Annotated in this window: 29 protein-coding genes; 13 read left to right on the top strand and 16 right to left on the bottom strand. The window is 36.4% G+C overall.

The window, feature by feature from the left end:
- Positions 1-464: 464 nt before the first annotated feature.
- On the top strand, positions 465-881 hold the full coding sequence (locus KBP46_RS05370) for a nucleoside-diphosphate kinase (protein ID WP_034687444.1): 417 nt from the start codon (positions 465-467) through the stop codon (positions 879-881).
- Positions 882-957: 76 nt separating this feature from the next.
- Here the strand turns inward: KBP46_RS05370 and KBP46_RS05365 are convergent, their stop codons facing one another.
- Positions 958-2805: an alpha-L-fucosidase gene (locus tag KBP46_RS05365; RefSeq protein ID WP_253297211.1), complete on the bottom strand. Its 1848-nt coding sequence runs from the start codon at positions 2803-2805 to the stop codon at positions 958-960.
- Between the two features lie 145 nt (positions 2806-2950).
- Between KBP46_RS05365 and KBP46_RS05360 the strand changes: the two genes are divergently transcribed.
- Genes KBP46_RS05360 through KBP46_RS05350 form a run of 3 tightly spaced genes read left to right on the top strand, consistent with a single transcriptional unit; the run spans position 2951 to position 4796 of the window.
- Positions 2951-3172: a hypothetical protein gene (locus KBP46_RS05360; RefSeq protein ID WP_216444825.1), complete on the top strand. Its 222-nt coding sequence runs from the start codon at positions 2951-2953 to the stop codon at positions 3170-3172.
- Positions 3173-3175: 3 nt separating this feature from the next.
- Positions 3176-4273 carry a DUF692 family multinuclear iron-containing protein gene (locus KBP46_RS05355; RefSeq protein ID WP_216444824.1) on the top strand — a complete coding sequence of 366 codons (1098 nt, stop codon included), beginning with the start codon at positions 3176-3178 and terminating at the stop codon, positions 4271-4273.
- 37 nt (positions 4274-4310) lie between these two features.
- The gene (locus KBP46_RS05350; protein WP_228432309.1) at positions 4311-4796 is read left to right on the top strand and encodes a DUF1772 domain-containing protein; all 486 of its coding nucleotides are present in this window, start codon (positions 4311-4313) and stop codon (positions 4794-4796) included.
- Positions 4797-5001: 205 nt separating this feature from the next.
- On the opposite strand, the gene rpe is transcribed toward KBP46_RS05350, so the two are convergent.
- Together rpe and KBP46_RS05340 are read right to left on the bottom strand one after the other, a co-directional pair.
- Positions 5002-5652, bottom strand: a complete 651-nt coding sequence (gene rpe, locus KBP46_RS05345) for a ribulose-phosphate 3-epimerase (RefSeq protein WP_216444823.1) — start codon at positions 5650-5652, stop codon at positions 5002-5004.
- Positions 5653-5992: 340 nt separating this feature from the next.
- Positions 5993-7066: a M42 family peptidase gene (locus KBP46_RS05340; RefSeq protein ID WP_062670358.1), complete on the bottom strand. Its 1074-nt coding sequence runs from the start codon at positions 7064-7066 to the stop codon at positions 5993-5995.
- A gap of 51 nt (positions 7067-7117) precedes the next feature.
- Here KBP46_RS05340 and KBP46_RS05335 point away from each other — a divergent pair, with 51 nt between their 5' ends.
- Entirely contained in the window at positions 7118-7822 is a 705-nt protein-coding gene (locus KBP46_RS05335; protein WP_062670356.1) for a DUF4294 domain-containing protein, read from the top strand.
- Positions 7823-7843: 21 nt separating this feature from the next.
- On the opposite strand, the gene KBP46_RS05330 is transcribed toward KBP46_RS05335, so the two are convergent.
- Together KBP46_RS05330 and mnmD are read right to left on the bottom strand one after the other, a co-directional pair.
- The gene (locus KBP46_RS05330) at positions 7844-8260 is read right to left on the bottom strand and encodes an NUDIX domain-containing protein (protein WP_120230835.1); all 417 of its coding nucleotides are present in this window, start codon (positions 8258-8260) and stop codon (positions 7844-7846) included.
- Positions 8261-8465: 205 nt separating this feature from the next.
- Complete coding sequence (mnmD, locus tag KBP46_RS05325; protein WP_216444822.1) at positions 8466-9140, bottom strand: tRNA (5-methylaminomethyl-2-thiouridine)(34)-methyltransferase MnmD; 675 nt, start codon at positions 9138-9140, stop codon at positions 8466-8468.
- Between the two features lie 85 nt (positions 9141-9225).
- Between mnmD and KBP46_RS05320 the strand changes: the two genes are divergently transcribed.
- The 5 genes from KBP46_RS05320 to KBP46_RS05300 all read left to right on the top strand — a co-directional run bounded on the left by KBP46_RS05320 (position 9226) and on the right by KBP46_RS05300 (position 13213).
- A complete protein-coding gene (locus KBP46_RS05320; protein ID WP_062670350.1) occupies positions 9226-10296 on the top strand; it encodes a branched-chain amino acid aminotransferase in 1071 nt (356 codons plus the stop codon).
- Positions 10297-10468: 172 nt separating this feature from the next.
- Positions 10469-10981, top strand: a complete 513-nt coding sequence (locus KBP46_RS05315) for an FKBP-type peptidyl-prolyl cis-trans isomerase (RefSeq protein WP_062670348.1) — start codon at positions 10469-10471, stop codon at positions 10979-10981.
- A gap of 82 nt (positions 10982-11063) precedes the next feature.
- A complete protein-coding gene (locus KBP46_RS05310; protein ID WP_228436759.1) occupies positions 11064-12101 on the top strand; it encodes a peptidylprolyl isomerase in 1038 nt (345 codons plus the stop codon).
- A 168-nt stretch (positions 12102-12269) separates the two neighbouring features.
- Complete coding sequence (locus KBP46_RS05305; RefSeq protein WP_216444821.1) at positions 12270-12845, top strand: hypothetical protein; 576 nt, start codon at positions 12270-12272, stop codon at positions 12843-12845.
- 146 nt (positions 12846-12991) lie between these two features.
- Positions 12992-13213: a hypothetical protein gene (locus tag KBP46_RS05300; RefSeq protein WP_216444820.1), complete on the top strand. Its 222-nt coding sequence runs from the start codon at positions 12992-12994 to the stop codon at positions 13211-13213.
- A 163-nt stretch (positions 13214-13376) separates the two neighbouring features.
- Here KBP46_RS05300 and KBP46_RS05295 read toward each other — a convergent pair whose 3' ends face one another.
- The 8 genes from KBP46_RS05295 to KBP46_RS05260 all read right to left on the bottom strand — a co-directional run bounded on the left by KBP46_RS05295 (position 13377) and on the right by KBP46_RS05260 (position 22328).
- A complete protein-coding gene (locus KBP46_RS05295; protein ID WP_147367550.1) occupies positions 13377-13607 on the bottom strand; it encodes a hypothetical protein in 231 nt (76 codons plus the stop codon).
- A 696-nt stretch (positions 13608-14303) separates the two neighbouring features.
- Entirely contained in the window at positions 14304-15662 is a 1359-nt protein-coding gene (locus KBP46_RS05290) for a M20/M25/M40 family metallo-hydrolase (protein WP_216444819.1), read from the bottom strand.
- Between the two features lie 3 nt (positions 15663-15665).
- Complete coding sequence (locus tag KBP46_RS05285) at positions 15666-17024, bottom strand: M20/M25/M40 family metallo-hydrolase (RefSeq protein WP_216444818.1); 1359 nt, start codon at positions 17022-17024, stop codon at positions 15666-15668.
- 2 nt (positions 17025-17026) lie between these two features.
- Entirely contained in the window at positions 17027-18430 is a 1404-nt protein-coding gene (locus KBP46_RS05280; protein WP_062670334.1) for a M28 family peptidase, read from the bottom strand.
- 54 nt (positions 18431-18484) lie between these two features.
- Positions 18485-19729, bottom strand: a complete 1245-nt coding sequence (locus KBP46_RS05275) for a DUF1015 domain-containing protein (RefSeq protein ID WP_123278449.1) — start codon at positions 19727-19729, stop codon at positions 18485-18487.
- Positions 19730-19731: 2 nt separating this feature from the next.
- The gene (locus tag KBP46_RS05270) at positions 19732-20697 is read right to left on the bottom strand and encodes a D-2-hydroxyacid dehydrogenase (protein WP_120230843.1); all 966 of its coding nucleotides are present in this window, start codon (positions 20695-20697) and stop codon (positions 19732-19734) included.
- A gap of 107 nt (positions 20698-20804) precedes the next feature.
- Positions 20805-21869, bottom strand: coding sequence for a 3-phosphoserine/phosphohydroxythreonine transaminase (serC, locus tag KBP46_RS05265; RefSeq protein ID WP_062670328.1), 1065 nt, complete (start codon positions 21867-21869; stop codon positions 20805-20807).
- Positions 21870-21977: 108 nt separating this feature from the next.
- Complete coding sequence (locus KBP46_RS05260; protein WP_034698512.1) at positions 21978-22328, bottom strand: 4Fe-4S dicluster domain-containing protein; 351 nt, start codon at positions 22326-22328, stop codon at positions 21978-21980.
- Between the two features lie 59 nt (positions 22329-22387).
- On the opposite strand from KBP46_RS05260, the gene KBP46_RS05255 reads away from it, so the two are divergent.
- Genes KBP46_RS05255 through KBP46_RS05245 form a run of 3 tightly spaced genes read left to right on the top strand, consistent with a single transcriptional unit; the run spans position 22388 to position 24632 of the window.
- A complete protein-coding gene (locus tag KBP46_RS05255; RefSeq protein WP_062670326.1) occupies positions 22388-23422 on the top strand; it encodes an acyl-CoA reductase in 1035 nt (344 codons plus the stop codon).
- 47 nt (positions 23423-23469) lie between these two features.
- Entirely contained in the window at positions 23470-23904 is a 435-nt protein-coding gene (locus tag KBP46_RS05250) for a peptidylprolyl isomerase (protein WP_228432307.1), read from the top strand.
- A gap of 38 nt (positions 23905-23942) precedes the next feature.
- Positions 23943-24632: a Bax inhibitor-1 family protein gene (locus KBP46_RS05245; protein ID WP_216444817.1), complete on the top strand. Its 690-nt coding sequence runs from the start codon at positions 23943-23945 to the stop codon at positions 24630-24632.
- A 527-nt stretch (positions 24633-25159) separates the two neighbouring features.
- On the opposite strand, the gene KBP46_RS05240 is transcribed toward KBP46_RS05245, so the two are convergent.
- The 3 genes from KBP46_RS05240 to KBP46_RS05230 form a co-directional block, all read right to left on the bottom strand.
- Positions 25160-25408, bottom strand: coding sequence for a hypothetical protein (locus tag KBP46_RS05240; protein WP_002980002.1), 249 nt, complete (start codon positions 25406-25408; stop codon positions 25160-25162).
- Positions 25408-25716, bottom strand: coding sequence for a co-chaperone YbbN (locus tag KBP46_RS05235; RefSeq protein ID WP_062670320.1), 309 nt, complete (start codon positions 25714-25716; stop codon positions 25408-25410). Before KBP46_RS05235 ends, KBP46_RS05240 begins: the two co-directional genes overlap by 1 nt.
- A gap of 125 nt (positions 25717-25841) precedes the next feature.
- A complete protein-coding gene (locus KBP46_RS05230) occupies positions 25842-26474 on the bottom strand; it encodes a peroxiredoxin (RefSeq protein WP_002980000.1) in 633 nt (210 codons plus the stop codon).
- Between the last annotated feature and the right edge of the window lie 9 nt (positions 26475-26483).

Below are 26483 nucleotides of genomic sequence, written 5' to 3'. Positions count from 1 at the left end.
TTTGATGGATTTTATTTTTTGTAATTTATTTTTTTGATTTTTAAATGAAAAAAATATTCGTTTTTAAATAACTCTACTTTTCAATTTTACAATTTTGGCAGATAACTCCACTTTTGTCATATTTCTGACCACCATGAGATTGGATTTTCAAAAAGTAAAATTATTTCACCAATTGCACTTTAAAGAAGAAAATCGTTAAATATGATTAAATATTAATTAAAAAATTACATAATTAATAAAAAATACCTTCATTTTTTGCAAATAAAAAACCCAGCCGAAGCTGGGTAAAAACTAATAACCATGAAAACTCAAATTAAACATGAGAATCGCAATAGAATAAACAATTACTGTGCCAAAGTTTGTGTTACAATTTCTTAATAAAAGTTATTTTTATGTTAAAAAAAATTAAAATAAAAATCAAAGATATTTTTTGTAATTTTGCGCCATTAAAAAAATATACATTTATGTCTAACATTACATTCACTATGATTAAGCCTGATGCAGTTGCTGACGGACATATCGGTGCTATATTGGGTAAGATTGCTGAAGGAGGTTTTAAGATCAAAGCTTTAAAATTAACTCAGCTTACAGTTGCTGATGCAAAAAAATTCTATGAAGTACATGCTGAGAGACCATTTTATGGAGAATTAGTAGAATTCATGAGCTCTGGTCCTATCGTTGCAGCAGTTTTAGAAAAAGACAATGCAGTTGAAGACTTCAGAACATTAATCGGTGCTACTAACCCTGCAGAAGCTGCAGAAGGTACAATCAGAAAAATGTTTGCAAGAAGCATCGGAGAAAATGCTGTTCACGGTTCAGATTCTGACGAGAATGCATTAATCGAAGCTCAGTTCCATTTTTCAGGAAGAGAGATTTTCTAAGAAAATCATCTTACAAAATAAAAAATCCGGAGAATTTCTCCGGATTTTGTTTTTATATAAATCGATCTTTCAGGTACTAAAGATTGTTTTCAATTGCTCCCACATTTTCTCTATAGAGTTCCAGAGGTTTATTCAGCAAAACAGCAATGACGGTCATTTGCTTGTCAAGTTTTTCCTTTGGAACGTCAATATAAATAATTCCCGGTCTGTCACTCCAGTACAGTTTATTATAGATCGTATGAGGAAGAATAGTGCCTTCACCCACAACTCTTATTCTGGCAATCTCATTTTTTATTCCTTTCAGAGCAATAGATCCCGTAGGAACTCCTTCCACAAAAAGATATAGTGTCTGCCTGTCTTTTGATAAAGCGCTCATTCCCGGGTAATGGCCAGCCGGAAGGCCTTTGCCTGTTTCAAACAAAGCTTCAGCATGCTTGCTTATCCATTCTATGGTTTCCGGATTTGTTTTAGACGTTTTTTTTATTTTCATGTCAAGGCCATCTTGAGTAAGGCCTTCATGGGTAACTAAATTCTGATCATAGTTTAAAGCATTGGCGATATCATAGACGGCTTCCTGGGTATTTTTGCTTTCCAGTATTTCGGGAAGAGAATGTTTTTCCTTCTTAAAATCGTTCAAAAATGCTGGAGGAGTTTCAAAAGTAAGTTCTGCCACAGTGACATCCTTGTCAAATTTTACTTTGGAGAAATTCAGTGTCAGTGTTTTTTCAGCGTTATAATCCATTGTAACAACAGCGGATGGATCTCCGATGATCTTTACTGAAAGAGGTTTTGTTGGCACTCCATAAATTTTTGTCAGGTTTTTAGCCTCTTCAAGATAGAGGAATAAAGACTTCTTTGATGTAGACAGTGAAGATTTTCCTTTATAGTTTTCAAACGGAATTCCGCGGGTTGTTTCATAAATGGCATGTTGATTTTTGGAAGTCCATCGACCAAGATTTTTAAGAATCTCACTTTGTTCCTCAGGAATTGTACCATCTGATCTCGGACCAATGTCAAGCAGAAGATTTCCGCCCATGCTGATCACATCTGCCAGGGTTCTGACAATCATATTGGAGGTTTTATAATTTTTATCAAAAGGCTGATATCCCCATGAATCATTCATGGTGTAACAAAGCTCCCAGTATGGATTTTGGGGTGGAATAACAGGAATGCCTTGCTCAGGAGTATCATAGTCTCCGTGATGATTAAGCCTTGAATTAATGATAATATTAGAATTGTGTTTTTTAAGTAAATCCAGGGTCTGAGCGGCTTCCCATTCTTCGGAAGTATGTTCCCAGTCTCCATCGAACCAAAGAAGATCCGGTGAATATAGGGTAGAAAGCTCATTGAGCTGACCTTGGTAATAGCTGATAAAATTCTGCCAGCGCTTTAGATCATTTTTGAGTTCGTAACGTTTTTTTGTCCGGGTATTGATATCATAATACGGATGGCTCCAATCCGGTAACGAAAAATAAAGTCCTGTTTTTAATCCTGATTTTTTCAGAGCAGAAACAAAAGGACTTAGAACATCTTTTTTAGCCAAAGAATTTTGAGGGATAGTTGTTGCTTTTTCCGCTCCCGAATTCCATAGTGAAACTCCGTCATGATGTTTTGTGGTAATGATCGCATATTTTGCCCCGGATTCCTTAATGAGGTTTACCCATTGCTCGGGCTGGTATTTTGAAGCTGAAAAACCATTCAGCTGTTTCATATAATTTTCATGGTTAATATAATTATTGAAGAATGACCAGGACTCTGAGATTCCGTTGACAGAATAAATTCCCCAATGAATAAAAATACCCAGTTTTGCATTGCTGAACCATTCCATTTTTTTGCTGTTATCAACTGTCTGAACCTGTGCATCGATACTATGTGCAGATAGTATCAATCCAAGGAAAACAGCTTTAATCAGACTGCTTTTCATATATAGATTTATTTTAACATTAAATATAGATAAAGAAAACATTATAGTATAGCATAGTTTCTGATAATTGTTGTCAAAACGTTTCTTATTATTGTATTTTTATAAATGGAACGTTTATTGTAAAATTTATCTGAAAAAAGAAATTATGAAAATTCCAGCATTATTGATGGCGAGTTTATTAGCGGTAGGAGTATCTGCACAGACGACTAAACCTGAAGCTAAAACAAAAAAGCCTGTTAAAAAAGTAAAGAAAGCGACTTCTACGGATACGGTTGAAAAGAAAAAACCGGGAACACCCAAACCGGTTGTTAAAAAAGATACACTTGTACTTCGTGGACATGGCTGTCTGGCTTGTGGAATGGGATAGAAAATGAGAAAGCCAATATTAGGAGTATCCATGATGGCGGAACCGGATTTTGTTTCTGCTATTTTGCCATTGTTGCACAACAATTCCATTGAAGTGATGGAATGGTCTTTTGATACTCTTTATCATACCAATGAGCCGGACTGGCTTCGGGATCTGTTGAATTTTTACGCGGAAAATAACCGTTTAATAGGGCATGGAGTATATTATTCTTTATTTGATGCGAGATGGACGGCAAGGCAGGAAGAATGGCTGAAGAAATTAAAAGAAGAAGTCAGCCTGCGGAAATACAATCATATCACGGAACATTTTGGTTTCATGAATACTGAGAATTTTCATCAGGGAGTACCATTACCGGTATCTTTACATTCCAAAATTTTACAAATAGGAAAAGACAGATTATACAGACTTCAGGATGCTGTAAATATTCCTGTAGGGATAGAAAATCTGGCATTTTCATTTTCTATTGAAGATGTTAAAGAACAAGGCGTTTTTCTTGACAAACTCACGGAAGATACTAATGGTTTTCTGATTCTTGATCTTCATAATATTTACTGCCAATCCTGTAATTTCGAATTAGAGATACAGCAGATCATTGATTTGTATCCCCTGGATAAGGTAAAAGAAATTCATCTTTCCGGAGGAAGCTGGCAGGATAGTGTTTATAGAAAAAAGCAGGTGAGAAGGGATACCCATGATGATGTTATTCCTAAAGATATCCTTTCTGTGTTGCCCTCTGTGATGAAAAAATGTCCAAATCTTGAATACATTATTATTGAAAGATTGGGACATACCTTGAAAACCGAAGAAGAAAGAAATTATTTTCTGGCTGATTTTAATAAAGTCAGAACAATCATTGAAACTTCAGACCTGAAATTAAAGCAACAAAACGGTTGGTGTAAAGAAGAAATTAAACTTCCCGCTAAACCTCTGGAAGATTTGCTTTTATATGAAGAGCAGTCAAGGCTTACCCGACTTCTTTATGAGAATGCAAATGTTGAAAACATTAAGCATCTGGATTTTCACTATTTTAAAACTGAAAACTGGGACGCTGAAATGATCCTTACCGCTCAGAATATCATTAAAAAATGGAATCCTTACTAATTCTATTCTCTGATAACCAAAATCAAAATATATGAAAATGACAACATTAGTATTGATCATTACCGCTGTCCTCACTGCTCTGATAGGAGGACTTTTCTATGCTTATTCGTGCTCAGTTGTGCTTGGATTAGGAAAGCTTTCCGACACCGAATACCTAAAGGCGATGCAGAGCATTAACCGCGAAATTCTTAACCCTGTATTCTTTATGAGTTTTATGGGAACGGTGGTTCTTCTTCCCCTATCTACATTTTTGCTCCGCGGACAGCAGCCTGTTTTTATTTTTCTTCTTCTTGCTACACTTGCCTATCTGATTGGCGTTTTCGGAGTCACTGTTGCCGGAAATGTTCCAATGAATGATGCCTTAGATAAGTTTGATATCTCTAATTCTACAGCAGAAACGATCAGGCAGATGCGGGAAAATTTTGAAAACAGATGGAATTTTCTGAATAATATCAGAACGGTCTTTTCAGTTATTTCGATCATTTTTGTGGTCTGTGCCTGTGTCTGGAATAAAGAATTATAATGGATTAAGTGAAAATACCTACTATTAAATTACGTATTTCTACCGATGTGTACGTCTGGTTTTATTCAGATCTTTGTGTTGTTAGCAAGATAGTTTTAAACATTTTCAAATAAGTTGAAAAAAAGATTATAACCAAGACGACTTAAATTTCCAAACAAGAGAAAAGGCAGCCAATGGCTGCCTTTTGTTTATTATTTTGATTCTTTTATATCTTTAAAAGTTCAATGGTTCTTTCCGGACTTTCCGCTGAGAAAACAGCATTTCCTGCCACAAGAACATCAGCTCCGGCTTCAAATAATTTAGAAGCGTTGTCAAGATTTACTCCTCCGTCTACCTCGATAAGTGCTGTAGAGTTGTTACTTAAGATCAGATCCTTGGTTTCTGCAATCTTTTTGTAAGTATTTTCGATGAACTTCTGTCCTCCAAAGCCTGGATTTACACTCATCAGCAATACAAGATCTACATCTGCAATAATATCTTCAAGCATTAATACCGGAGTAGAAGGATTTAAAACAACACCTGCTTTTGCTCCTTTGCTTTGAATATGGTGAATGGTTCTGTGAAGGTGGGTACATGCTTCATAATGAACAGAAACAAGATCAGCACCATGATTGATGAATTCATCAACATATTTTTCAGGTTCCACGATCATCAGGTGAACATCCACAAATTTTTTAGCATGCTGCTGAACGGTTTTCATTACCGGGAAACCAAAAGAAATGTTAGGAACAAATCTTCCGTCCATGACATCAATGTGGAACCAGTCGGCCTGAGAATTATTCAGCATTTCAATGTCTTTTTGCAGATTCCCAAAGTCTGCCGATAATAGGGATGGAGCAATAAGCTTCGTTTTCATTTTTACTTTTTATACTTTTACTTAGATTTCTTTCTTTAAAATGGATTAACAACTAAAAAATAATACAGGGAAAAACACCCGAATATAAAAGTTTCTATGATTGTTAATTTGATATGATTAATTTTAATAACCAATAACCTGTCAATTATAAATAATCCTAAAGGTACAACGCTCACAATTAACAACATCTCAAGAATCATATTGTATGCCGACCCTGTTTTGGGAGGATCAAATATTTTATATACAGTTAAAAAGATGATGTAACTAAAAAAGACAGCTGTTAAAACCGATATAAAAGTTGGTTTCCGGATCAGATGATAAAAGACGTTTTTCATTTATATTAATGATACTTCAGTTTCATTTCCGGCTTGATCTTAAGAACTGTTTCATAGATAAGTTTGATGACATTACCTACATCTTCCTTAGATACCATTTCTACCGTAGTATGCATATAACGCAAAGGTAAGGAAATTAAAGCACTTGGTACGCCGCCGTTAGAGTGGGCGAAGGCATCTGTGTCAGTTCCGGTTGCTCTGCTGGCTGCAGCTCTCTGGAATGGTATTTTCTTGGTCTTTGCGGTGTCAATAATTAATTCTCTGATGGTGTGGTGAACACTTGGTGCGAAGAATACTACCGGCCCGGCACCACATTTCTGATCTCCTTCTTTTTTCTTTTCAATCATTGGAGTGGTAGTATCATGGGTGACGTCAGTAACGATAGCAATATTCGGTTTGATGGTGTCCGCAATCATGTCTGCTCCGTATAAACCTACTTCTTCCTGTACAGAATTGGTAATATAAAGTCCAAATGGAATTGATTTCTTATTTTCTTTTAAAAGTCTGGCTACTTCAGCAATCATAAAACCGCCGATTCTGTTATCCAGGGCTCTGCAGACAAAATATCTGTCATTCATTTCAAAGAATTCATCCGGGTAGGTGATCATACAACCTACAAAAATTCCCATTTCTTCCACTTCTTTTTTAGAAGTCGCACCACAGTCGATGAAGATATTTTCAATTTTAGGCGTAGGCTCGTTCTGATTGGTTCTTGTATGAATAGCCGGCCATCCGAATACCCCTTTTACAATTCCGTTTTCACCATGGATATGGACAACTTTTGAAGGAGCAATCGTCTGATCAGAACCTCCGTTTCGGATGACGTAGATCAATCCGTCATCTGTAATATAATTTACATACCATGATATCTCATCAGCGTGTGCTTCAATCACTACTTTGAATTCAGCTTCCGGATTGATGATCCCATAGCAGGTTCCGTAATGGTCTACTTCAATTTTATCTACGTAAGGTCTGATGTAGTCCATCCAGACTTCCTGACCTTTATGTTCGTAACCTGTTGGAGATGATGTGTTTAAATATTTCTCTAAAAATTTCAAAGATTTCTTTTCAAATTTCATAAAAAGGAATGATTTTTGCGTTTAATTTTTCTTCTTATAAGTGTAAAAATAATGAATTTTAGTAAGATTATCTGCCTTTTTATTCTCTTTTTTGGAGTAAGTGTTTTCGGTCAGAAGGATGGGATAGTGGCGAAACCACTCAATCAGTACCCGCCTGAATCTCTGAAAGTGGATGAATTTGGTAATAAATATTATTATGATGAACAGCAGAAGATTAAGGTGTATGAAATCAATGGAGAGCCTGTAGTCGTATTGGATGAGTTGGTTTTAGTGAATAAACCGAGATTTAATAACCAGCTGGATAAGAATTACTATTATTTTCTCAACAAAAAGCTGTACAGGGTATATCCGTTATTTGTGACTGCATTGCAGCAGTACAGAGATATCCAGAAAGATATGAATGATCTGGACAGCAAAGCCAAAAGAAAGTTTGTAAGAGAAAGACAGAATATACTGGCTGACCAATATGAAAAACAATTGAGAGATCTTACGACAACCGAAGGACAGGTTTTTGCAAAGCTGATGAACAGGGCAACCGGAAAAAATGTATTTGAGATTATCAAAGAATTAAGAGGTGGATGGAGTGCTTTCTGGTGGAATGTAAAAGGAAAAATGGCTGATATTGATTTGAAAGAGCGTTATGATCCTCACACCAACAGAAGTGATGAATTTATAGAGTCATTACTGCAGTCCAACTGGAACTCAGGTTATCTGCAGCCTTATCCCGGAGCTAATGATTTTAAAGTAAAGAAATAATATAAATTCCTGTAAGAATGCTTACAGGAATTTTTCTTTTAATTTGTCAAATACAATTTTATCTATTGGAAGAGGAAAAGGATTGTCCGGTCTGTCGATATCAATCCATTCTGTTTTTTCAATACAGGGATCCAGAATAATAAAGTCTTCCTCGTTAACGATATCTACTATATAATATATGGTAAGAAGCTGTTCGTTTTCTCTGAAACGCGATACCAGAAAATTTTCCTGAGTATAGAAATGTTCCAGCACATTGATTTTCACATTCAGTTCTTCATCAAACTCACGGTGCAGACATTCAAGAACTCCTTCACCGTATTCCAATCCACCACCCGGAAATTTCATTAAAGGTTCGCCGGCATATTCTTCAAATAAAGTCAGAACTTTTTTATCTTTTACCGCACACGCATACACTCTAATGTTGATCTTATCTATCATATATATAATGTATAATATTTTGTATAGCTAATGTAAGGAATTTTGTTGGAAAAAGCCGGAAGTTGGAAGCGTGAAGCTGGAAGTTTAATACTATCTATTTCCAATAATATTGAATCAACGTATTTTATATATTGATTATTATTTTAAAGTAAAAAAATCAAGCATTCGGCTGTAAACGTTCAGCTTCCTTCCTCAAGCTTCCATTCTACATTTTAATTGCATTAATCATCTCTCTTTTTCCCGGAGGTCCCTGTTTTTTCTCCACCTTGAAATTCAGTTCCTGAAGGATTCTTCTTACACTGCCTTTAGAAGAGTAGGTGGTTAATAATCCGTTAATGGCCATTTTGTCAGCTACGAGTTCAAACAATGGCTTTTCCCAAAGGTCTGGCTGTACTCTGGCTCCAAAACAGTCAAAGTAAACAAGATTAATTTTAGGCAGATCAATGTCTTTCAGGTCGAAAAAGTCACATTCTATCTTTTTTAAATTGAATCCACTAATGATTTCTACTGATTTTTCCCAATCTGCCAGATGAATTTTCTGATAAATATTTTTAAACTCTGGGTTATCAAAAAGTTCAAAGTAAGCCAAATCCTTAACTTCGGATTCATTTATGGGGTATTTTTCGAGCGAAAAATAATTGATGACATGATTTTTGTCAGTTTTTAAATATTCATTAATTGTTACCAAAACATTCAAACCTGTTCCAAAACCGAGTTCTAAAATATTAATTTCGCAATCATTTATTAAATTCAGTCCATTTTTGATAAACACGTGTTCGGCTTCCTGCAGGGCTCCGTGATGAGAATGGTAGTTCTCATTTAAATCATTGATAAACAATGTTTTACTTCCGTCGTTTGTGGTCTTAATCTCTCTTTTCAAGCTAATTTTTTGTCAAATTTACTCTAAAATTTTTATATTTAGAAAATTATGTTAAATTTGTAGAACATCGTAAAAATTTTAAAAAATGATAATTCAAAAAACTGAAAACTCCAGAATTTCTACATTTGACCCTAACAATTTTTCATTTGGTAGTACTTTCATCGATCATATGATCATTTGTGAGTATGAAAACGGAAAATGGGGTGATGTAAAATTAGTTCCTTACGGTCCGATTCCATTTACGCCTGCTATGATGGGAGTAAACTATGGACAAGCTTGTTTTGAAGGTATGAAAGCCTATAAAGACAAAGACGGGCAGGTTTTCCTTTTCAGGCCTGAAAAGAATTTTGAACGTATCAACAAGTCAGCGAAACGTCTTGCTATGCCGGAAGTGACTGAAGAAATGTTTTTAGACGGATTGAAAGCTTTGGTAGATATTGACAGAGAGTGGATTCCACAGGGGGAAGGAATGTCGCTTTATATCAGACCTTTGATTTTTGCTACAGAGGAAGCTTTGAAAGCAAGAGTTGCTAATAAATATATGTTTGCCATCGTTGCAACACCGGCACAGAGTTATTATTCAGAACCGGTATCTGTAAAGATCTCTGATCACTATTCAAGAGCGGCAAACGGAGGGGTAGGTTCTGCAAAGGCTGCAGGTAACTATGCGGCTTCTTTCTATCCTACACAGTTGGCCATTGAAGAAGGGTATGAGCAAATCATCTGGACGGATGATGCTACACACGAATATTTCGAAGAGAGTGGTACAATGAACGTGTTTGTTAGAATCAACGATACGATCTATACACCGCCAACATCTGAGAAAATCCTTGACGGAGTAACGAGAGACAGCTTCATCCAGTTAGCGAAGAAAAGAGGTATCGAAGTGAAAATTGAACCGATTGCGGTAAAAACTGTAATCGAAGCTTTAAAGAACGGTGAACTTAAAGAAGTATGGGGAGTAGGTACAGCAGTAGTAACCACTCAATTCCAGGCTTTAGGATATCAGGGAGAAAAACTTTCGCTTCCGAGATTATCTGATGAAGAAAGCTATGCGGCTATCCTTAAAAAAGATTTGGTAGATTTACAAACCAACTTGTCTGAAGATCCGTTCGGATGGAGAGTAATGGTAGATCACGTACTGGAAACAGTATAATACTATTGATATAACGATATGAAAGCCGGGTTTTTCCCGGCTTTTTCATATATGCCTATTCACGTAAAATGGACGAAGAGTTTTTGGCTAAGATCAATGCGTTACAACATTCACATATTTCTGTGTCAAGTTTTGTAATTGATTCCCGAAATGTGTATTTTCGCAAAAGTTTATGAAAAAAATACTCTTCATATCAGCCATAAGCCTGTTGAGCTGTAACAGAAACGCACAGACGGCACATCCCCCTGTAGGTGGGGTTTTAAGCCAGAAAGATCTGGATGTTTCTAAGAACAGGATGAAAAATCTAAATGTCATAGAAAGAGGGCAGATTCAGGATTGGATCAGCAGTCAGTCTGTGAAGTATTATCCAACGCAGCTTAATTATTGGGTAACGGTAGAAGGCTATGATCAAAGAGAAAGGAGGAAAGATGAAACTACAATTTCCTATTCTTATGATCTGTATGATTTTGATCAGACGAAAATCTACGATCAGCCTTTTGAAAGAAGAGATGCCAGATTCGGACACTTTGATGAACTGAGAGCAGTGGAGAACGCTTTGCGTTTTATACATGATGGAGAGGAAGTAACACTTTTGGTACCGTCTTCTTTGGCCTACGGGACTTACGGAGACGAAAAGAAAATAGACAACGACATTCCATTAATCATAAAATTAAAAGCTTTATAAATACATGAAATTGTTTAACAAGAATATAATTCTGGCAGCGGCAAGTATTTCGCTGATGAGTTGTACCCCAATTTATAAAAAAATGAACGTAGACAAAGAAACTTACGAAGGTCTTAATGACGGACTTTATGCCAATCTTCAAACCACAAAAGGTAACATGATTGTGAAGTTTGAGGACAAGAAAGCACCAGTAACTGTAGCCAACTTTATCGGTCTTGCAGAAGGGAAAATCGACAACAAAGCTAAGGCTAAAGGAGTTCCTTACTATGACGGAACTATTTTCCACAGAGTAATCAAAGATTTCATGATCCAGGGAGGTGATCCTCAGGGAACAGGAATGGGAGATCCTGGGTATAAATTCGAAGACGAAAGAAACGACCTTAAACACACAGGGAAAGGTATTCTTTCTATGGCGAATTCAGGACCAAATACCAACGGTTCTCAATTCTTTATTACTGAAGTAGCTACACCTTGGTTAGATGGAAGACATACAATCTTCGGAAAAGTGGTAAAAGGAAATGAGGTAATTGATGCGATTGCGAACGTTGAAAAAGGAGCTCAGGACAAACCTAAAACAGATATCGTTTTAGAAAAAGTTTCTGTTTTCAGCAAAGGTGATGAGTACAAGCACTATGATGCAGCTAAAACTTTCAATGAAGGAAAGGCTAAAATCGCAGAAAACAATAAAGCTTTCATCGCTAAAGAAGAAGCTGAAAAGAAAAAAAGAGAAGAAGAATTCAAAGCTAACCAGGAGAAATTGGTTGAAAACCTGAAAGCTGGTATGCAAAAAACTGAATCAGGCCTTTACTATAAAATTACAAAAACAGCTGACGGTAAAGCGCCAAAAGCTGGTGACAATGTATCTGTACACTATGCAGGTAAACTGGTAGACGGAACTGAGTTTGATTCTTCATTCAAGAGAAACGAACCGATCGAAATTCCAATCGGAATGGGAAGAGTAATCAAAGGATGGGATGAAGGTATCCTGTTATTGAAAGAAGGTGAAACTGCTACACTATTGATCCCGCCTGCAATGGCTTACGGAGAAAGAGGAGCAGGAGGAGTGATCCCGCCAAACTCATGGTTGGTTTTCGATGTTGAGCTTGTAAAAGTAAAATAATTGAATCTTCAAAATAGTATCAAAAGCTGTCCGAAAGGATGGCTTTTTTATTGGCCTCAAATAAATTCTGTAACGATTGGCATACAGGTTACGACACATTTTACGATATGGAAAGATTAACCGTTTTCCAGTAAAAGTAATTTTAAACTTTATAATAACCATTCAGCTATGAAAACCCAATCACTTTTGTTTCTGTTCGTTCTGCTGTCAATGAAGACTTTTTCACAGACTAAGACTAATCCTGACGATCCAGCGATAAAAAAATCACTTACTTATTTTGTCAACAGCATTCAATCCAAACAGATAGATCAGGCGGTAAGCGGCATATATCCAAAATTCTTCACCATAGTGTCAAAAGAGCAAATGACCCAGATTTTGAATATGACTTACAATAATCCATTCATGAAAATTGAAGTAGAAGATCTGAAGTTTGGAAATATTGAAAAGCCTGAACTCATAACCGGGGAATATTTTTCTATTACCCCTTATTTTTTGAAACTGAAATGCAATGTCAGTTCATTAAATGATGATATGAAAAAGAAAATGAACGGTGCTTTGACAGCCAAATACGGAGCAAATAATGTGAAATATGTCGCCAGCGAAGGTTCATATCTCATCAACGCTGCTATGAAAGCCTGTGCGGTTTCAAAAGATAAAAAGACATGGAAATTTGTTATTCTTGAAAAGGAATATAAGAAAGAACTGGTGAAGATCTTACCCAAGAAAATTCTGGATAAGTTCTAAAGGATAAACATTAATTTTTACATTGAATCGTACCGTCCCGAAAAAGACGGTTTTTTGGTTTTGTAAATACCGTAGAAATACGGATTTCGGCAAGGCTTTATTACCTCTATCTTTATCATGCACTTAAAAGAACAAAATAAAAAAATATGTTTGACCTGAATTACGACCAGATAAAGAAGGAAATAGAATCTGAAGTATACAAAGAACACAGTAGGCATCCGGAATTTGTAAAAACAGATGAAGGTTTTGGAATAAAAGCCTGCTGTGAACCATTCAGAGAAGAACTCGTTGAAAAGTCAGGGAAAATGATTGAAGAAGAAACAAAGAAGATCCTTGAAGAAATGATGGAGGATCTGTTTAAAGAATAAGTTTTTACGATGTTAAGATAACTTTGTTATCGGAAGCTGCTCCGGAAGGAGTGGCTTTTTTTGGAAATACTGAAAGATATAATATGGTGTAAGACGGTAACAAAAAACCGCCCCAAACGGGGCGGTTTTTTCAGTAAAAATAAATTGAAAGTTATATGTTCTGTTATCTTTTCTTCATACTCGTTCCGGCTAAGGAACTGATGAATACAAGGCCAAACCCGATATAAGCGGCAAATGCCGTCAGGTATATAATTAAGCTGTTAAAGCTTGGTTCTAAGGCGTATACCAACACTGAAAATGCAGCAAAACTTAACACCAGCATTAGGCTCCATATATGCAATTTTGCAGCATCTTCATTTCTCTTAAAAATCATTTCAAAAAAGGCTCTCATCATTACTAACATTTTAAGGGTTATACATTATTTTATAGCATAAAGGCGCACTCATCACGGTAAAAAGAATATATTCTTTTACTGGGCTAAGGTTCACGATGACTTTGCCATTTATTTATATCGCAATACCGGGCTGAAAGTCCGGGATATTTTTGTTTTTTTTGAATCAATCAATGATTCCTGGTTATTGTGATACCAGTCAGATACGGGTGCAAAACTGCTGTGAAAAACTAACGGGGGTTAATTGATCACGAGCCCGTATCTTTTACGGCATCGTAGAAAAAAAAGGATTCATATACTAGATATGAACTTGAATCAGTGGAAAAACTGAAAATCCACAGAAAACCTTTTTTCTCATCCTTAGTGTTTTTTTAATTTTTTCTCAATATTTTACATGCTAATATCATGCCAAAGTTCTGTTTTTGCGATCAACACTTTGTTTCACGGGATTGATGAGGGCAGTGGTGAAGCGTTTTTTCTTCTGTTATTTCCTTAAACATAGAAAAATTTTCTGTTTTTTAAAGCTAATGCTAATGAACGAAGAAAATATTACGGACAAGAACTATTTTTATGTATTTAAAATAAATCACGAATAACCCAAATGTTTTTTGCACAAATTTCACTAATGGAATACTGTGAAATTTATTATGCATTACTATTAAAATAAAAAAACCGCCTTTAGAAAGACGGTTTCATATTTTACCAGTTTTTATCAATCATATAAATAATCTGAGTCAAAGCGGTGGCTCCTAATAAAAGCTCTCTTCGGTTCACCTTTTCAAAAGTATCTTCTTCCGTGTGGTGAATATCGAAATATCGCTGCGAATCCGGCATCAGCTCTGCAGCGGGAATTCCCATGTCGTGAAGCGGATAAAGGTCTGTTCCTGAAAACCGCTCTTCAAAATTATAAACTCCGTAAGGAAGGAATAAATTCGACCAGCTTTTAATCTGATTTCTTTTCGCATCATCCATATCCAGGGCAATACCTCTCGGGGCAAAGCCTCCGGCATCTGTTTCAATAGCAAAAAGATGTTTTTCGTTTTTCTCTTTTACCGTTTTACCGTACTGGATTCCTCCTTTTACTCCGTTTTCTTCATTGGCGAAACAAACAACCCTGATGGTGTGGTTATTCTGAATACCCAGCTTTTTAAAGGTTCTTAAAACCTCAATGCTTTGTACAATTCCGGCTCCGTCATCGTGGGCTCCTTCACCTACATCCCAGGAATCAAGGTGTCCGCCGACAACAATTACACTCTGGTCTTTTTTACCTGTGATTTCTCCAATAACAGAGTGGGAGAGCTTTTCTCCTTTCATTCCGCAGTTGGAGTTTAGTTTTGCATTAACTTTCTGTTTTTTCAGTAAAGCTTCCAGTTCATCTGCAGTCGTGCTTCCAATGGCTACCGCAGGGATTTTGGAAACTTTGTCTTCATAACGCATTGCTCCTGTGTGAGGTACATCATCAAAAGCAGAGGACAGAGATCTTACGATGGCAAATTTGCCTCCTTTTTTAGCGGTTAAAGAAGCAGCAGTTGTTCTGTATTTTGCAGCATCACCATAGGCTTTGAAAGTCTCTACAAATGACTGGCTGAAAGGGTAGTTGAAGAACACAATTTTATCTTTCACTTTTTCAGCAGGAAGTCTGTCATATTCTTGCATAGATTTTACCATGATGATTTCTCCCGAAACATCTTTTCCTCCTGTTCCTTCAGAATTCCCAAGGGAAAGCATTTTAAGGGTTTTCCATTTTCCGTTGGGAGTCTGGATGTTCAGAGATTCTTTTCCTCTTTCCCAGACAGGAATCATCACTTCCTGAAGCCATACTTTATCAGCTCCGGCATCACGAAGTTTCTGTTCTGCCCATTTTACAGACTTTTCATAGGCTTCGGATCCGCTTAAGCGGTGGCCTATATTTTTTGTAAGCTCTCTAAGCTCTGTATATCCTTTTCCGTTGTTCAGGATTTCTGTAGAGATTTTTCTGAACTGGACTGAATCTTCTTTAGACTGGCCAAATGCAGCCATTCCAAAAAGTAATAATGAAGTTCCTAATATCTTTTTCATTGTTTACCAATTTTTGTCAATCATATAAATAAGTTGTGTCATCACCGTAGAGCCCAATAATAATTCTCTGCGGTTGATTTTTTCAAAAGTGTCTTCTTCGGTATGGTGAATATCAAAATAGCGTTGCGGATCCGGTACCAGTTCAGCTGTGGGAACTCCCATTTCGTGAAGCGGGGCAATATCTGACCCTGAATATTTTCCTTCAAAGTTGTAAACGCCATAAGGTAAAAACAGATTCACCCAGCTTTTGATCTGGTTTCTTTGAGGTTCATCCATTTCGAGGGAAATTCCGCGTGGTGAAAAACCTCCTGCATCAGATTCAATGGCGAAAATATGTTTCTCGTTCTTCTCTTTGGCGGCTTTACCATATTGTTTTCCGCCTTTTGTTCCATTTTCTTCGTTGGCAAAACAAACGGTGCGGATCGTATGATTATTCTGAATTCCTAATTTTTTAAAGGTTCTTAAGACCTCAATACTTTGAACAATGCCAGCTCCGTCATCATGGGCTCCTTCTCCAACATCCCAGGAATCTAAATGCCCACCAACAACAATAACACTTTGGTCTTTTTTACCGGTAATTTCTCCGATCACAGAATGGGAAAGTTTTTCTCCTTTCATTCCGCAATTGGAATTAAGCTTTGCGGTGACTTTTTGATTTTTTAATACTGCTTCAAGTTCATCAGCTGATGTATTTCCGATTGTTATAGCTGGTATTTTGGAAATACCTTCGTCATAGCGCATGTTACCTGTGTGCGGAACATCATCAAAAGCAGAGGAAAGAGACCTTACGATGGCAAATTTCCCTCCTTTTTTAGCCGTTAATGAAGCGGCAGTTCTTCTGTAGGGGTTTGCATCACGATAAGAAATAAATGTCTGTACATTTTCCTGACTAAAAGGATAGTTGAAAAACACAATTTTATCTTTCACTTTTTCAGCAGGAAGTCTGTCATATTCTTCCAGTGATTTTACCATGATGATTTCTCCGGAAAGATCTTTACCTCCGGTTCCTTCAGAATTTCCAAGGGAAAGCATTTTTACACTTTTCCATTTTCCATTAGAAGTTTTAATCTGTAATGATTCTTTTCCTCTTACCCAAACCGGAATCATCACTTCCTGAAGCCATACTTTGTCAGCTCCGGCATCACGAAGTTTCTGGGCTGCCCACTGTACGGATTTCTCATAGGCTTCTGAACCACTTAAACGGTTACCTATAGTTTTGGTAAGTTCTCTCAGTTCATTGTATCCTTTTCCGTTGTTCAGAATTTCTGTGGAGATTTTTCTGAACTGGACAGAATCTTCTTTAGACTGACCAAATGCGGCCATTCCAAAAAGAAGTAATAAAGTTCCTGTTATCTTTTTCATTGTTACCAGTTTTTATCAACCATAAAAATCATCTGTGTTATGGCGACAGCTCCAAGAAGAAGCTCTCTTTTATTTACTTTGTCAAAAGTATCCTGTTCGGAGTGGTGATAATCAAAATATCTCTGGGTGTCTACCACAAGCTCTGCTAAAGGAATATCCAGTTTTTTCAAAGGCGAAATATCCTGAATGGCTTCTGTCTGGTCAAAATCATAGACGCCATAAGGCAGAAAATATTCTTTCCAGGGATACACCAGTCTTCGTCTTTGAGGTGACATGTCTAAAGAGAATCCTCGGGGAGAATATCCTCCGGCATCAGTTCCTAAGGCAAATACGTGTTTTTCGTCTTTCTTTTTTACATATGCTGCATACATCTCACGACCTTGCCCTCCGTTTTCACTGTTGGCATACAAAACTACACGGATGGTGTGGTTGTTTTCATATCCAAGTGCTTTGAGTGTTCTTAACACTTCGATGCACTGCACAACGCCAGTTCCATCATCTACTGCACCTTCACCAATATCCCACGAATCCAGCTGAGCACCTAAAACAATTACTTTAGAATCTTTTTTACCTCCAATTTCAGCAATGATATTGGGATTTGTAGTGTCACCTTTTGATTCGGCGGTCATATTGATTTTAGCTGTGACTTTTTGTTTCTTTAAGGTTTTCTCCAATTCGTCTGCAGATCTTACACCAATTGATAAAGCTGGAATTTTAACTTTATCATCTGGTTCGTAGTAAATCATTTTAGCATGAGGAGTATCGTCACTAGCAGTCGTCAGTGACCTTATAATTAATGCTTTTGCACCTGTTTTAGCAATCACAGAAGCGGAAATTAGTTTTGATTTTGCGGCCTGTAAATAGGAATCACTTGTATTAATAATTTTCGGGTCCATAGGAACATTCACAAAAACTATTTTATCTTTTAACTGACCTATTGACATGGCATTCAGCTCTGATGTGGAATTGATTAAAACGATTTCGCCCACCAGATCTTTTCCGCCTGTTCCTTCAGAATTTCCGAAAGAAAGCATTCTGATGTTTTTCCAGTCTCCATTTCCGGCTTTGATTTGTAAAGATTCTTTTCCTCTGATCCAGACTGGTGCTTTAGCTTCCTGTCTCCAGATCATATTAATCCCGATTTCCTTGAATTTTTTTTCTGCCCATTCTACGGCTTTGGTATAACCTGGAGTTGCACTGAAACGTGGACCAATTCTTTTGGTGAGCTCTCCAAGATTATCATAAGCAGTACCGTTAGTCATAATTTCATCTGAAATTTTTCTGAATTCATCATGATAGTTGAATTTGGCAACAGTACCTTTTTTTGTCGGGTTTTTAAGTGGTTTTTTCTGAGAAAATAAAAATCCACTCAAAAAGAGTGGAAGTATAATGAATATTTTTTTCATTTTTTATTTACTTATCTTTTCCGTTGATAAAAGTAGGGAAAAAATAGTAATTTATTAAGGTTTCATGTCGTACATTAATAAAGCAGTAATTAATTTTGGCTCAATAAATGTACATTTCGGAGGCATACTTAATTTTAAGTCTGAAATTTTAATCATGTCATTAAAACTTACAGGATAAATTCCAAAACCAACTTTACCTTCACCGTTGTCTACCTTTTCTTTTAAAAGATTGATTCCATTGATATTGGATGTTCCTTTCACATAAGAAATAAGCTCAGAACTGTCCGGATCTTCAATTTTCAGAATGTTTTTGAAAATATACTTATCTAAAAGATGGTGATCCAGATTATCCAGAGACATTTCTTTGGAACGAAGATCATGCTTCACGTGAAGAGAATAGAACTTCCCATCCATATACATTGAAATATGGAATTTTTGAGAAGGGTAGTACGATGCTTCTCCTTTTTCGTGAATCAGGAAATATTTCTCAAGTTCTTTCAGGAAATCTGCCGGAGAAATACCATTCAGGTCATGTAAGATTCTATTGTAATCATGAATCTTTATCGACTGGTTGGAAACAATGAAACTGTATACAAAGTTGTAATGCTCTGTACCATTATGTTTCTTGTTTTTCTCCTTATGGTATTTTGCATTGATTGCTGTGGAACCAATTCTGTGGTGTCCGTCGGCAATATAAAACGAATCAATCTGATCAATCACTTCTTTAAATTGCTGTAGCTTCAGACGGTTATCTATTCTCCAGATTTTATGTCTGATACCCATTGAATCTACATGATTGAAGATAGGAACATTTTTTTCCTCATGATTCATCAGCAATTCAATTTTTGAATTGGCAGGGTAGGTAAGAAGCACAGGTTCAGCCTGCAGATTTACTTTTTCAAGGTAGTGAGCCAGTTTTTCTTTTTTCTGCGGGATGGTACTTTCATGTCTTTTGATTTTTCCATTCCAGAAATCTTCGATACTTGCCAATCCCAGAAGTCCTCTGAACATCTGTTTGTTGGGATAGATCTGCTCATAAAGATAGTAGGATGAATTGTCCTGGACCAATTTCTTTTCTTCCAGAAGTTCTTCAAAGGTGGAACGGATCTTTCGCAGGTTCCGGTCAATATCTTTAGATTTACTTACAACATAGGGTTTAATCATATTGATGTAAGTATTTTCAACTTGAGCTTTCTCCGCAATCTCTTCCTGGGTGAAATTATCCAGTGGATGGGTAGGGAAAGTACTCTCAAAGTCTCTATGAGGTCTTATTCCACGGAAAGGTTTAAAAACAGGCATATTTATCTTATAGTTTCTTTTTGTAGCTTAATAATTTGTTCTGCAAGTTCGATACCGATTTTCTCTTGCGCATCCACCGTACTGCCACCTACGTGAGGGGAAAGTGATAATGCGGGGTTCATCAGTAAAGGCAGTTCCGGGTTGGGTTCATTTTCAAAAACATCCAGTGCCGCTCCGGCTACTTTTCCTGACTCGATAAAATCGATAAGGGTCACTTCGTTGATGACACCTCCTCTTGCAGTATTTACAATATAGACTCCATCTTTCATTTTTTCAAACTGAGGGGTGTCTATAATATACTCATTCGTTTTCGGCGTATTGATACTGATGAAATCTGCATCTTTAAGGAATGCATCCATATCATTGGTGGAAGTGATTTCAAAGTTCACAGACTGTCCGTTGAAGAAGTTCAGTGTAAGAACTTCTGTTTTCGGGCTTCTTGTCAGAACGGTTACTTTCATTCCTAAAGCAATTCCTATTTTTATAACTTCCTGGCCAATGCTTCCAAAGCCGATTACTCCTAATGTTTTTCCTGAAAGTTCATACGCATTACTGAATGACTTTTTCATGGCGTTGAAATGAGTTTCTCCTTCCAATGGCATCAGTCTGTTGGACTCGTGAAGGAATCTCGCCAGTGAAATAAAGTGGCCAAAAACCAGTTCTGCCACTGATTTTGAAGATGCTGTAGGTGTATTGATTACTTTGATGCCTTTACTTTTGGCATATTCTACATCAATATTGTCCATTCCGATACCGCCTCTTCCGATAATCTTAAGGCCCGGGCATGCATCGATCAGATCTTGTCTTACTTTCGTTGCACTTCTTACCAGAAGAACGTCCACATTATTATCGTTGATAAAATTAATAACGTGATCCTGCGCCACTCTATTGTCCAGAATTTCAATTCCGGCTTCTTTTAGAGTATTTTCTCCTGCTTTTGAAATTCCGTCGTTTGCTAAAACTTTCATGAGTTATTTATGATGTTAGATTGAAGATGTCAGAAGTTAGATTTTGAGGTCTGTTATCTGACATCCTTTGTCTGATATCCTTCTATTTTTCGGTCGCCTAATATAAGCTATTTTATTGACTTCATTACATCCACCAAAACCTGTACACTTTCGATAGGTAAGGCATTGTATAAACTAGCTCTGTATCCGCCCAGGCTTCTGTGTCCGTTTAACCCGCTGATCCCTGCTGCTTTCCATGCATTGTCAAATTCTTCTTTCTTGCTTTCGTCTGTAATTTTGAAGGAAACATTCATGAGTGAACGGTCTTCTTTTACGCAGAAAGTTTCGAATAACGGATTGTTGTCGATTTCATCATATAAAAGTTTGGCTTTAGCTTCGTTTCTTTGTTCTGCAGCAGCAATTCCTCCGTTTCTTTCAAGGTACTGAAGGGTAAGTAAAGAAGCGTATACAGGGAATACCGGTGGAGTATTGTACATAGATTCTTTAGCAATGTGCTGAGAATAATCCAGGATAGAGAACATGTTTTCTCTTCCTGTTTTACCAAGAATTTCTTTTTTGATAACCACCAGAGTAACTCCGGCAGGTCCCATATTTTTCTGAGCTCCGGCATAGATAAGGTCAAATTTAGAGAAATCCAGTTGTCTTGAGAAAATATCAGAACTCATATCACATACCATCAGTGTATCCACTTGAGGGAAAGATTTCATTTGAGTTCCATAAATAGTATTGTTGGAAGTACAGTGGAAATAATCGTATTCTGCACCTACCGTATAATCTTTAGGAATAAAAGAATAGTTTTCTTCTTTTGAAGAACCTACTACATCCACTGTTCCTACTTTTTTTGCTTCCTTAATGGCTCCGGCTGCCCATGTTCCTGTATCCAGGTAAGCTGCTTTTCCTCCTACTTTCATCAGGTTGTAAGGAACCATTGCAAACTGCAGGCTGGCACCACCTCCTAAATAAAGTACTTCATAATCATCACCAAGATTCATCAATCTTTTTACAATGGCACGCGCTTCATCCATTACCGCAACGAAATCCTTGCTTCTGTGAGAAATTTCAAGGAGAGACAATCCAATACCGTTAAAGTCAAGGATAGCCTGTGCTGATTTTTCAAATACCTCTTGTGGTAAAATACATGGTCCTGCGCTGAAATTGTGTTTTTTGTTCATATTTTTATTTTTTGGGTGCTTCGGGACTTGGATATCCTTCTGCTTTATTTTGATTTAATTGGATTTTGGGTTAAAAAAACCGCCTCACAGATGATGAGACGGAATTTTTTATTCGCCGTGTAAGAATGCTTTTTTATTAAGAAGAGCTTCTTCAGACTCTACATGATCTTCATCAGGCACACAGCAGTCTACAGGGCATACTGCTGCACACTGAGGTTCTTCATGGAATCCTTTACACTCTGTACATTTGTCTGTTACAATAAAGTATACATCATCACTTACAGGTTCCTGCGGTGAATTGGCATCTACAGTGAGTCCCGACGGCATCGTAATCGTACCTTGAAGAGCCGTACCGTCAGAAGCTTTCCAATCTACAGCTCCTTCATATATTGCATTATTTGGACATTCCGGTTCGCAAGCCCCGCAGTTAATGCATTCATCAGTTATTTTAATAGCCATCGCTAATTTTTTTTAAATTTGCACAAAATTACAAAATTTTACCCAATTTTAAAGTAATTATGAATACCGAAAATCAAGTTTTAGGACTTATTAAATTAAGTAGTTATATAAAAGCGTTTTTAGCTAAGAAACAGGAAGATCACAATGAAGATGATGCTGATATCGAATTATTGTTAAAAAGATCTGAAATAGAGAATCCGTGGTTTACCATTGATAATCAGAAATTTGCTTTACAACAATGGACAGATCTTCTGACTGAAGAAAATATCAAAAACTGGCTTGGAAATTATTCAATCTCTAAAATTTCTAAAAGAGTTGGACTCATTTTAGCCGGAAATATCCCTTTGGTAGGGTTTCATGATGTAATGTCTGTTGTTTTAAGCAATCACATCCCTGTCATTAAGCTGTCTTCAAAGGATAAGTATATGATTCCATTTTTATTAAAGAAGTGGAATGAATTTTCCAATGAAAATGTAGTTTTTGAATTTGTCGAAAAATTAGAGAATTTTGATGCCGTTATTGCTACCGGAAGTAATAATACAGCAAGATATCTGGAATATTATTTTAAAAATCACTTAAATATTATCCGTAAGAACAGAACTTCTGTGGCGGTGTTGAAGGGAGATGAAACGGATGAAGAACTGCAGCTTCTGGCGAAAGATATTTTCCAGTATTTTGGATTGGGATGCAGAAATGTAACGAGAATTTTTATTCCGCAGGATTTTGTGATTGACAGGCTGTTTGAGAACTTCTTAGGATTCCAGGATATTATCAATCATAACAAATATGCCAACAATTATGATTATAACAGAGCGGTTTATCTTTTAAATCAGGATAAATTCTGGGATAATAATTTTGTAATGCTGAAAGAGGATGATAAGCTTTTCAGTCCGCTTTCTGTAATCAACTTCAGCAGATATGAATCCTTGGATGATGTGAAAAGCTTTATTGCAGAAAATGAAGAAAATATTCAGTGTGTAGTGGCGAAAGGAGAGCTGGAACTGAATGCTATTCCGTTTGGTGAAGCTCAAAATCCAGGCCTTGATACCTATGCAGATAATGTAGATACAATGAAATTTTTAGAACTGGTCTGATTTTCGTATCTTCCATCACTTATTTCACCAGAACAAAAATGAATACTATGAAAAAATTATTGTTGGGACTTGCTCTTGTGGGCGGACAGCTGGTTTTTGCACAGAAAGTAACAGGTGCAAAGGTTGGAAACAGTCCTGAAAAGGAAGTGCAGGCCACTATAAGTAAGGAAAAGGTCAGTTTGTATAATGATAACTTCCAGAAGTTCATTGTTGCTTTACAGGCTTCAGACCGTACGGCTATTGATGGATTGATTTCTGAGAAGGTAAAGGAAATTGTGACGGATGATGTGCTTAAGAAAGTCAAAGACGGTATTGATCCCAACAAAAAACTTGAAGTCTTAAAGGCCGGATATTATAAAACAATGGACGGAATCAATCACCCGAGTATTAAATACAAATATGCAGGAGAATCTTCCAGGGAAGTTATTACCGCTGTATTTGAGGATGACGGAAAAATTCTTGGAGTATTGCCCTCAAAATAAAACTTAATTTATTTTCGATTAACAAAAAAATATTAACTATGATGACAGATGTTTTAGTCGCTCATTCTTCGGATGTGGAGAAGGCGAATTTTTACAAGAAGACCTATTTGCATGTTGCTTTATCTATTCTTGCATTTATTGGAGTTGAAACGATATTACTAAAAACGGTTCCGAAGGAAATTATATTTATGATGTTTGGTCAGAGATACATCTGGCTGCTGATTATCGGAGTTTTCTGGTTAGCGTCTGTTCTGGCTTCTAAATGGTCTCTTTCACAGAGTAAATCTACCCAATATTTAGGGTTAGGATTTTACATTCTGCTGGAAGCCATTATCTTTTTGCCTCTGCTATTTATTGCTACTAATATTGAAGGTGGAGCGAATGTGATCTTCCAGGCTGCGACGTTAACTGTTGCTATGTTTGCAGGTATTTCTGCAGTAGCATTCACTTCTAAAAGAGATTTTTCTTTCTTAAGAAATATCATTGTAATCGGTGGATTTATTTCCATTGGATTAATTGTAGGAGGGATGATCTTCGGATTTAATCTTGGGTTGTGGTTTTCTGTTGGAATGGTGATTTTAGCGTCAGCTACCATTCTATATCAGACAAGCAAATTAAAAGATTCCTATGGAACGAATCAGTATGTAGGTGCAGCATTGCAGCTTTTTGCTTCGATTATGCTTTTATTCTGGTATATCTTAAGTATTCTGATGAGCAGAAGAAACTAATTGATAAGTTGTCCTAGCTTTAAAAATATAGTCCCGGTGATTTTTCATCGGGATTTCTTTTTGTATTTAAACACAAAATTCACAAATGTTTTCACGAATAAACACAATTTAATAATATCAATAGGAATGAGCTTTAGCCCGTTTTACTTTAAATAAATCTTTTCCAACGGCTTCAGCCGAAACTTATAATAATATTTAAATATATTTTTGCCCACAGATGCCACAGATTAACACGGATGCTTGCGTATATTTATTTGTGTTATTTGTGGAATCGCTCGTGTTATTCGTGTTTTAAACCAAAACCCAAAAAATCCTGATGAAAAATATCACCGGGATTTTAATTGGTTATTCTTTACAATATTGATGCAACTTTCAGCCTCATGTGACCGGTTAAAGTCCTCTGAAGTACATTTTACAGTTGAAAAAAAGATTCTAAAGAATAGAAAAAAGTATAGTAATGAGGAGAACCTCAGGTATTGTATAGTTTGTGTTTTTACAGTCTTTAGATTAAAAATAATCGAAAGAAGTTATTTGTCAATTGATCCTAAAACCTTCTGAGCAAACGAGTTTAAAGCATCTTTCTCGCTCATTCCGTTTTGTACATTAGCGTGAACTTCCAGCGCTCCGCAGATGTTGGTAATCAATTCTCCTGCAACATTCAGATCTTCTTCACTTGTTCCTCTGAACTCGCAGAAACTTTCCAGTACTTCTAATGTTTTTTCAAGGTTTTCAGGAGTCTGATTCTGATAAAACTGTCTGATTACGGGTAATTTCATTATGCTAATTCATTAAAAAGGTTAATTAAACTTTCTGCCTGGTTAGATTGAACCTGGTTCACCAGTTCTCCGTTTTTAAAGATGGCGAAAGTAGGTAAGTTGTCTACTTTTGCTAATTTTCTGCTTTCAGGAAGCTTTTCAGCATCTACATATAAAAATGGAATAGAGTCATTTTCAGATGCTAATTTTTTGAATTTCGGCTTCATGATTCTGCAGTTTCCGCACCATGTTGCGCCATATTGAACTACTACTTTTTCGTTTTCGTTAACTATATTCTGTAATGTATCTTCGGTTAATTCTGTGTACATAAGTTTATTTTTTAAAAAATAAACAATGTAACAATCTAAAAATTGACCAATCTAACAATTCAAGAAATTACTTTTCAAATTGTTATACTGTTAGATTGTTACATTGTTATATTTAAATTAAGATATTAATTTTTTGCTAAGTATTCTGCTGTAGAAGTTCTGTCAGCTTTCATAGCTTCTTTTCCTTCTTCCCAGTTTGCAGGGCATACTTCGCCATGTTTCTGTACGTGAGTGTAAGCGTCGATTAATCTTAAGAATTCTTTTACGTTTCTTCCCAAAGGCATATCGTTTACCGCTTCGTGGAAAATTTTTCCGGTTTCGTCGATAAGGTAAGTTGCTCTGTAAGTTACGTTAGAACCTGTGAAAACTTCATTTCCATCTTCATCATATTCGAAGTCCTGATCAACAATTCCCAAAGTGTTAGCCAATTGTCTGTGAGTATCAGCTAAAAGTGGGTAAGTTACTCCTTCAATTCCTCCGTTATCTTTTGGTGTGTTCAACCAAGCGAAGTGTACTTCGTTAGTATCACAAGATGCACCGATTACTTTAGTGTTTCTTTTTTCGAATTCACCTAACGCCTCCTGGAAAGCGTGAAGTTCAGTAGGGCATACGAAAGTGAAATCTTTAGGATACCAGAATAAAAGAACTTTTTGCTGGTTGTTTACTGCTTCATCAAGGATGTTGATTCTTAAATCGTCACCCATTTCAGACATTGCGTCAATTGTTAAGTTTGGGAATTTTTTTCCTACTAAAGACATAATTTTTCT

The sequence above is a fragment of the Chryseobacterium sp. PCH239 genome (genome assembly GCF_018924625.1).
In the GTDB taxonomy this organism is placed as follows: domain Bacteria; phylum Bacteroidota; class Bacteroidia; order Flavobacteriales; family Weeksellaceae; genus Chryseobacterium; species Chryseobacterium cucumeris.
The sequence above is the reverse complement of the archived record's forward strand: the minus strand, read 5'-3'. Positions and strand labels throughout refer to the sequence as shown.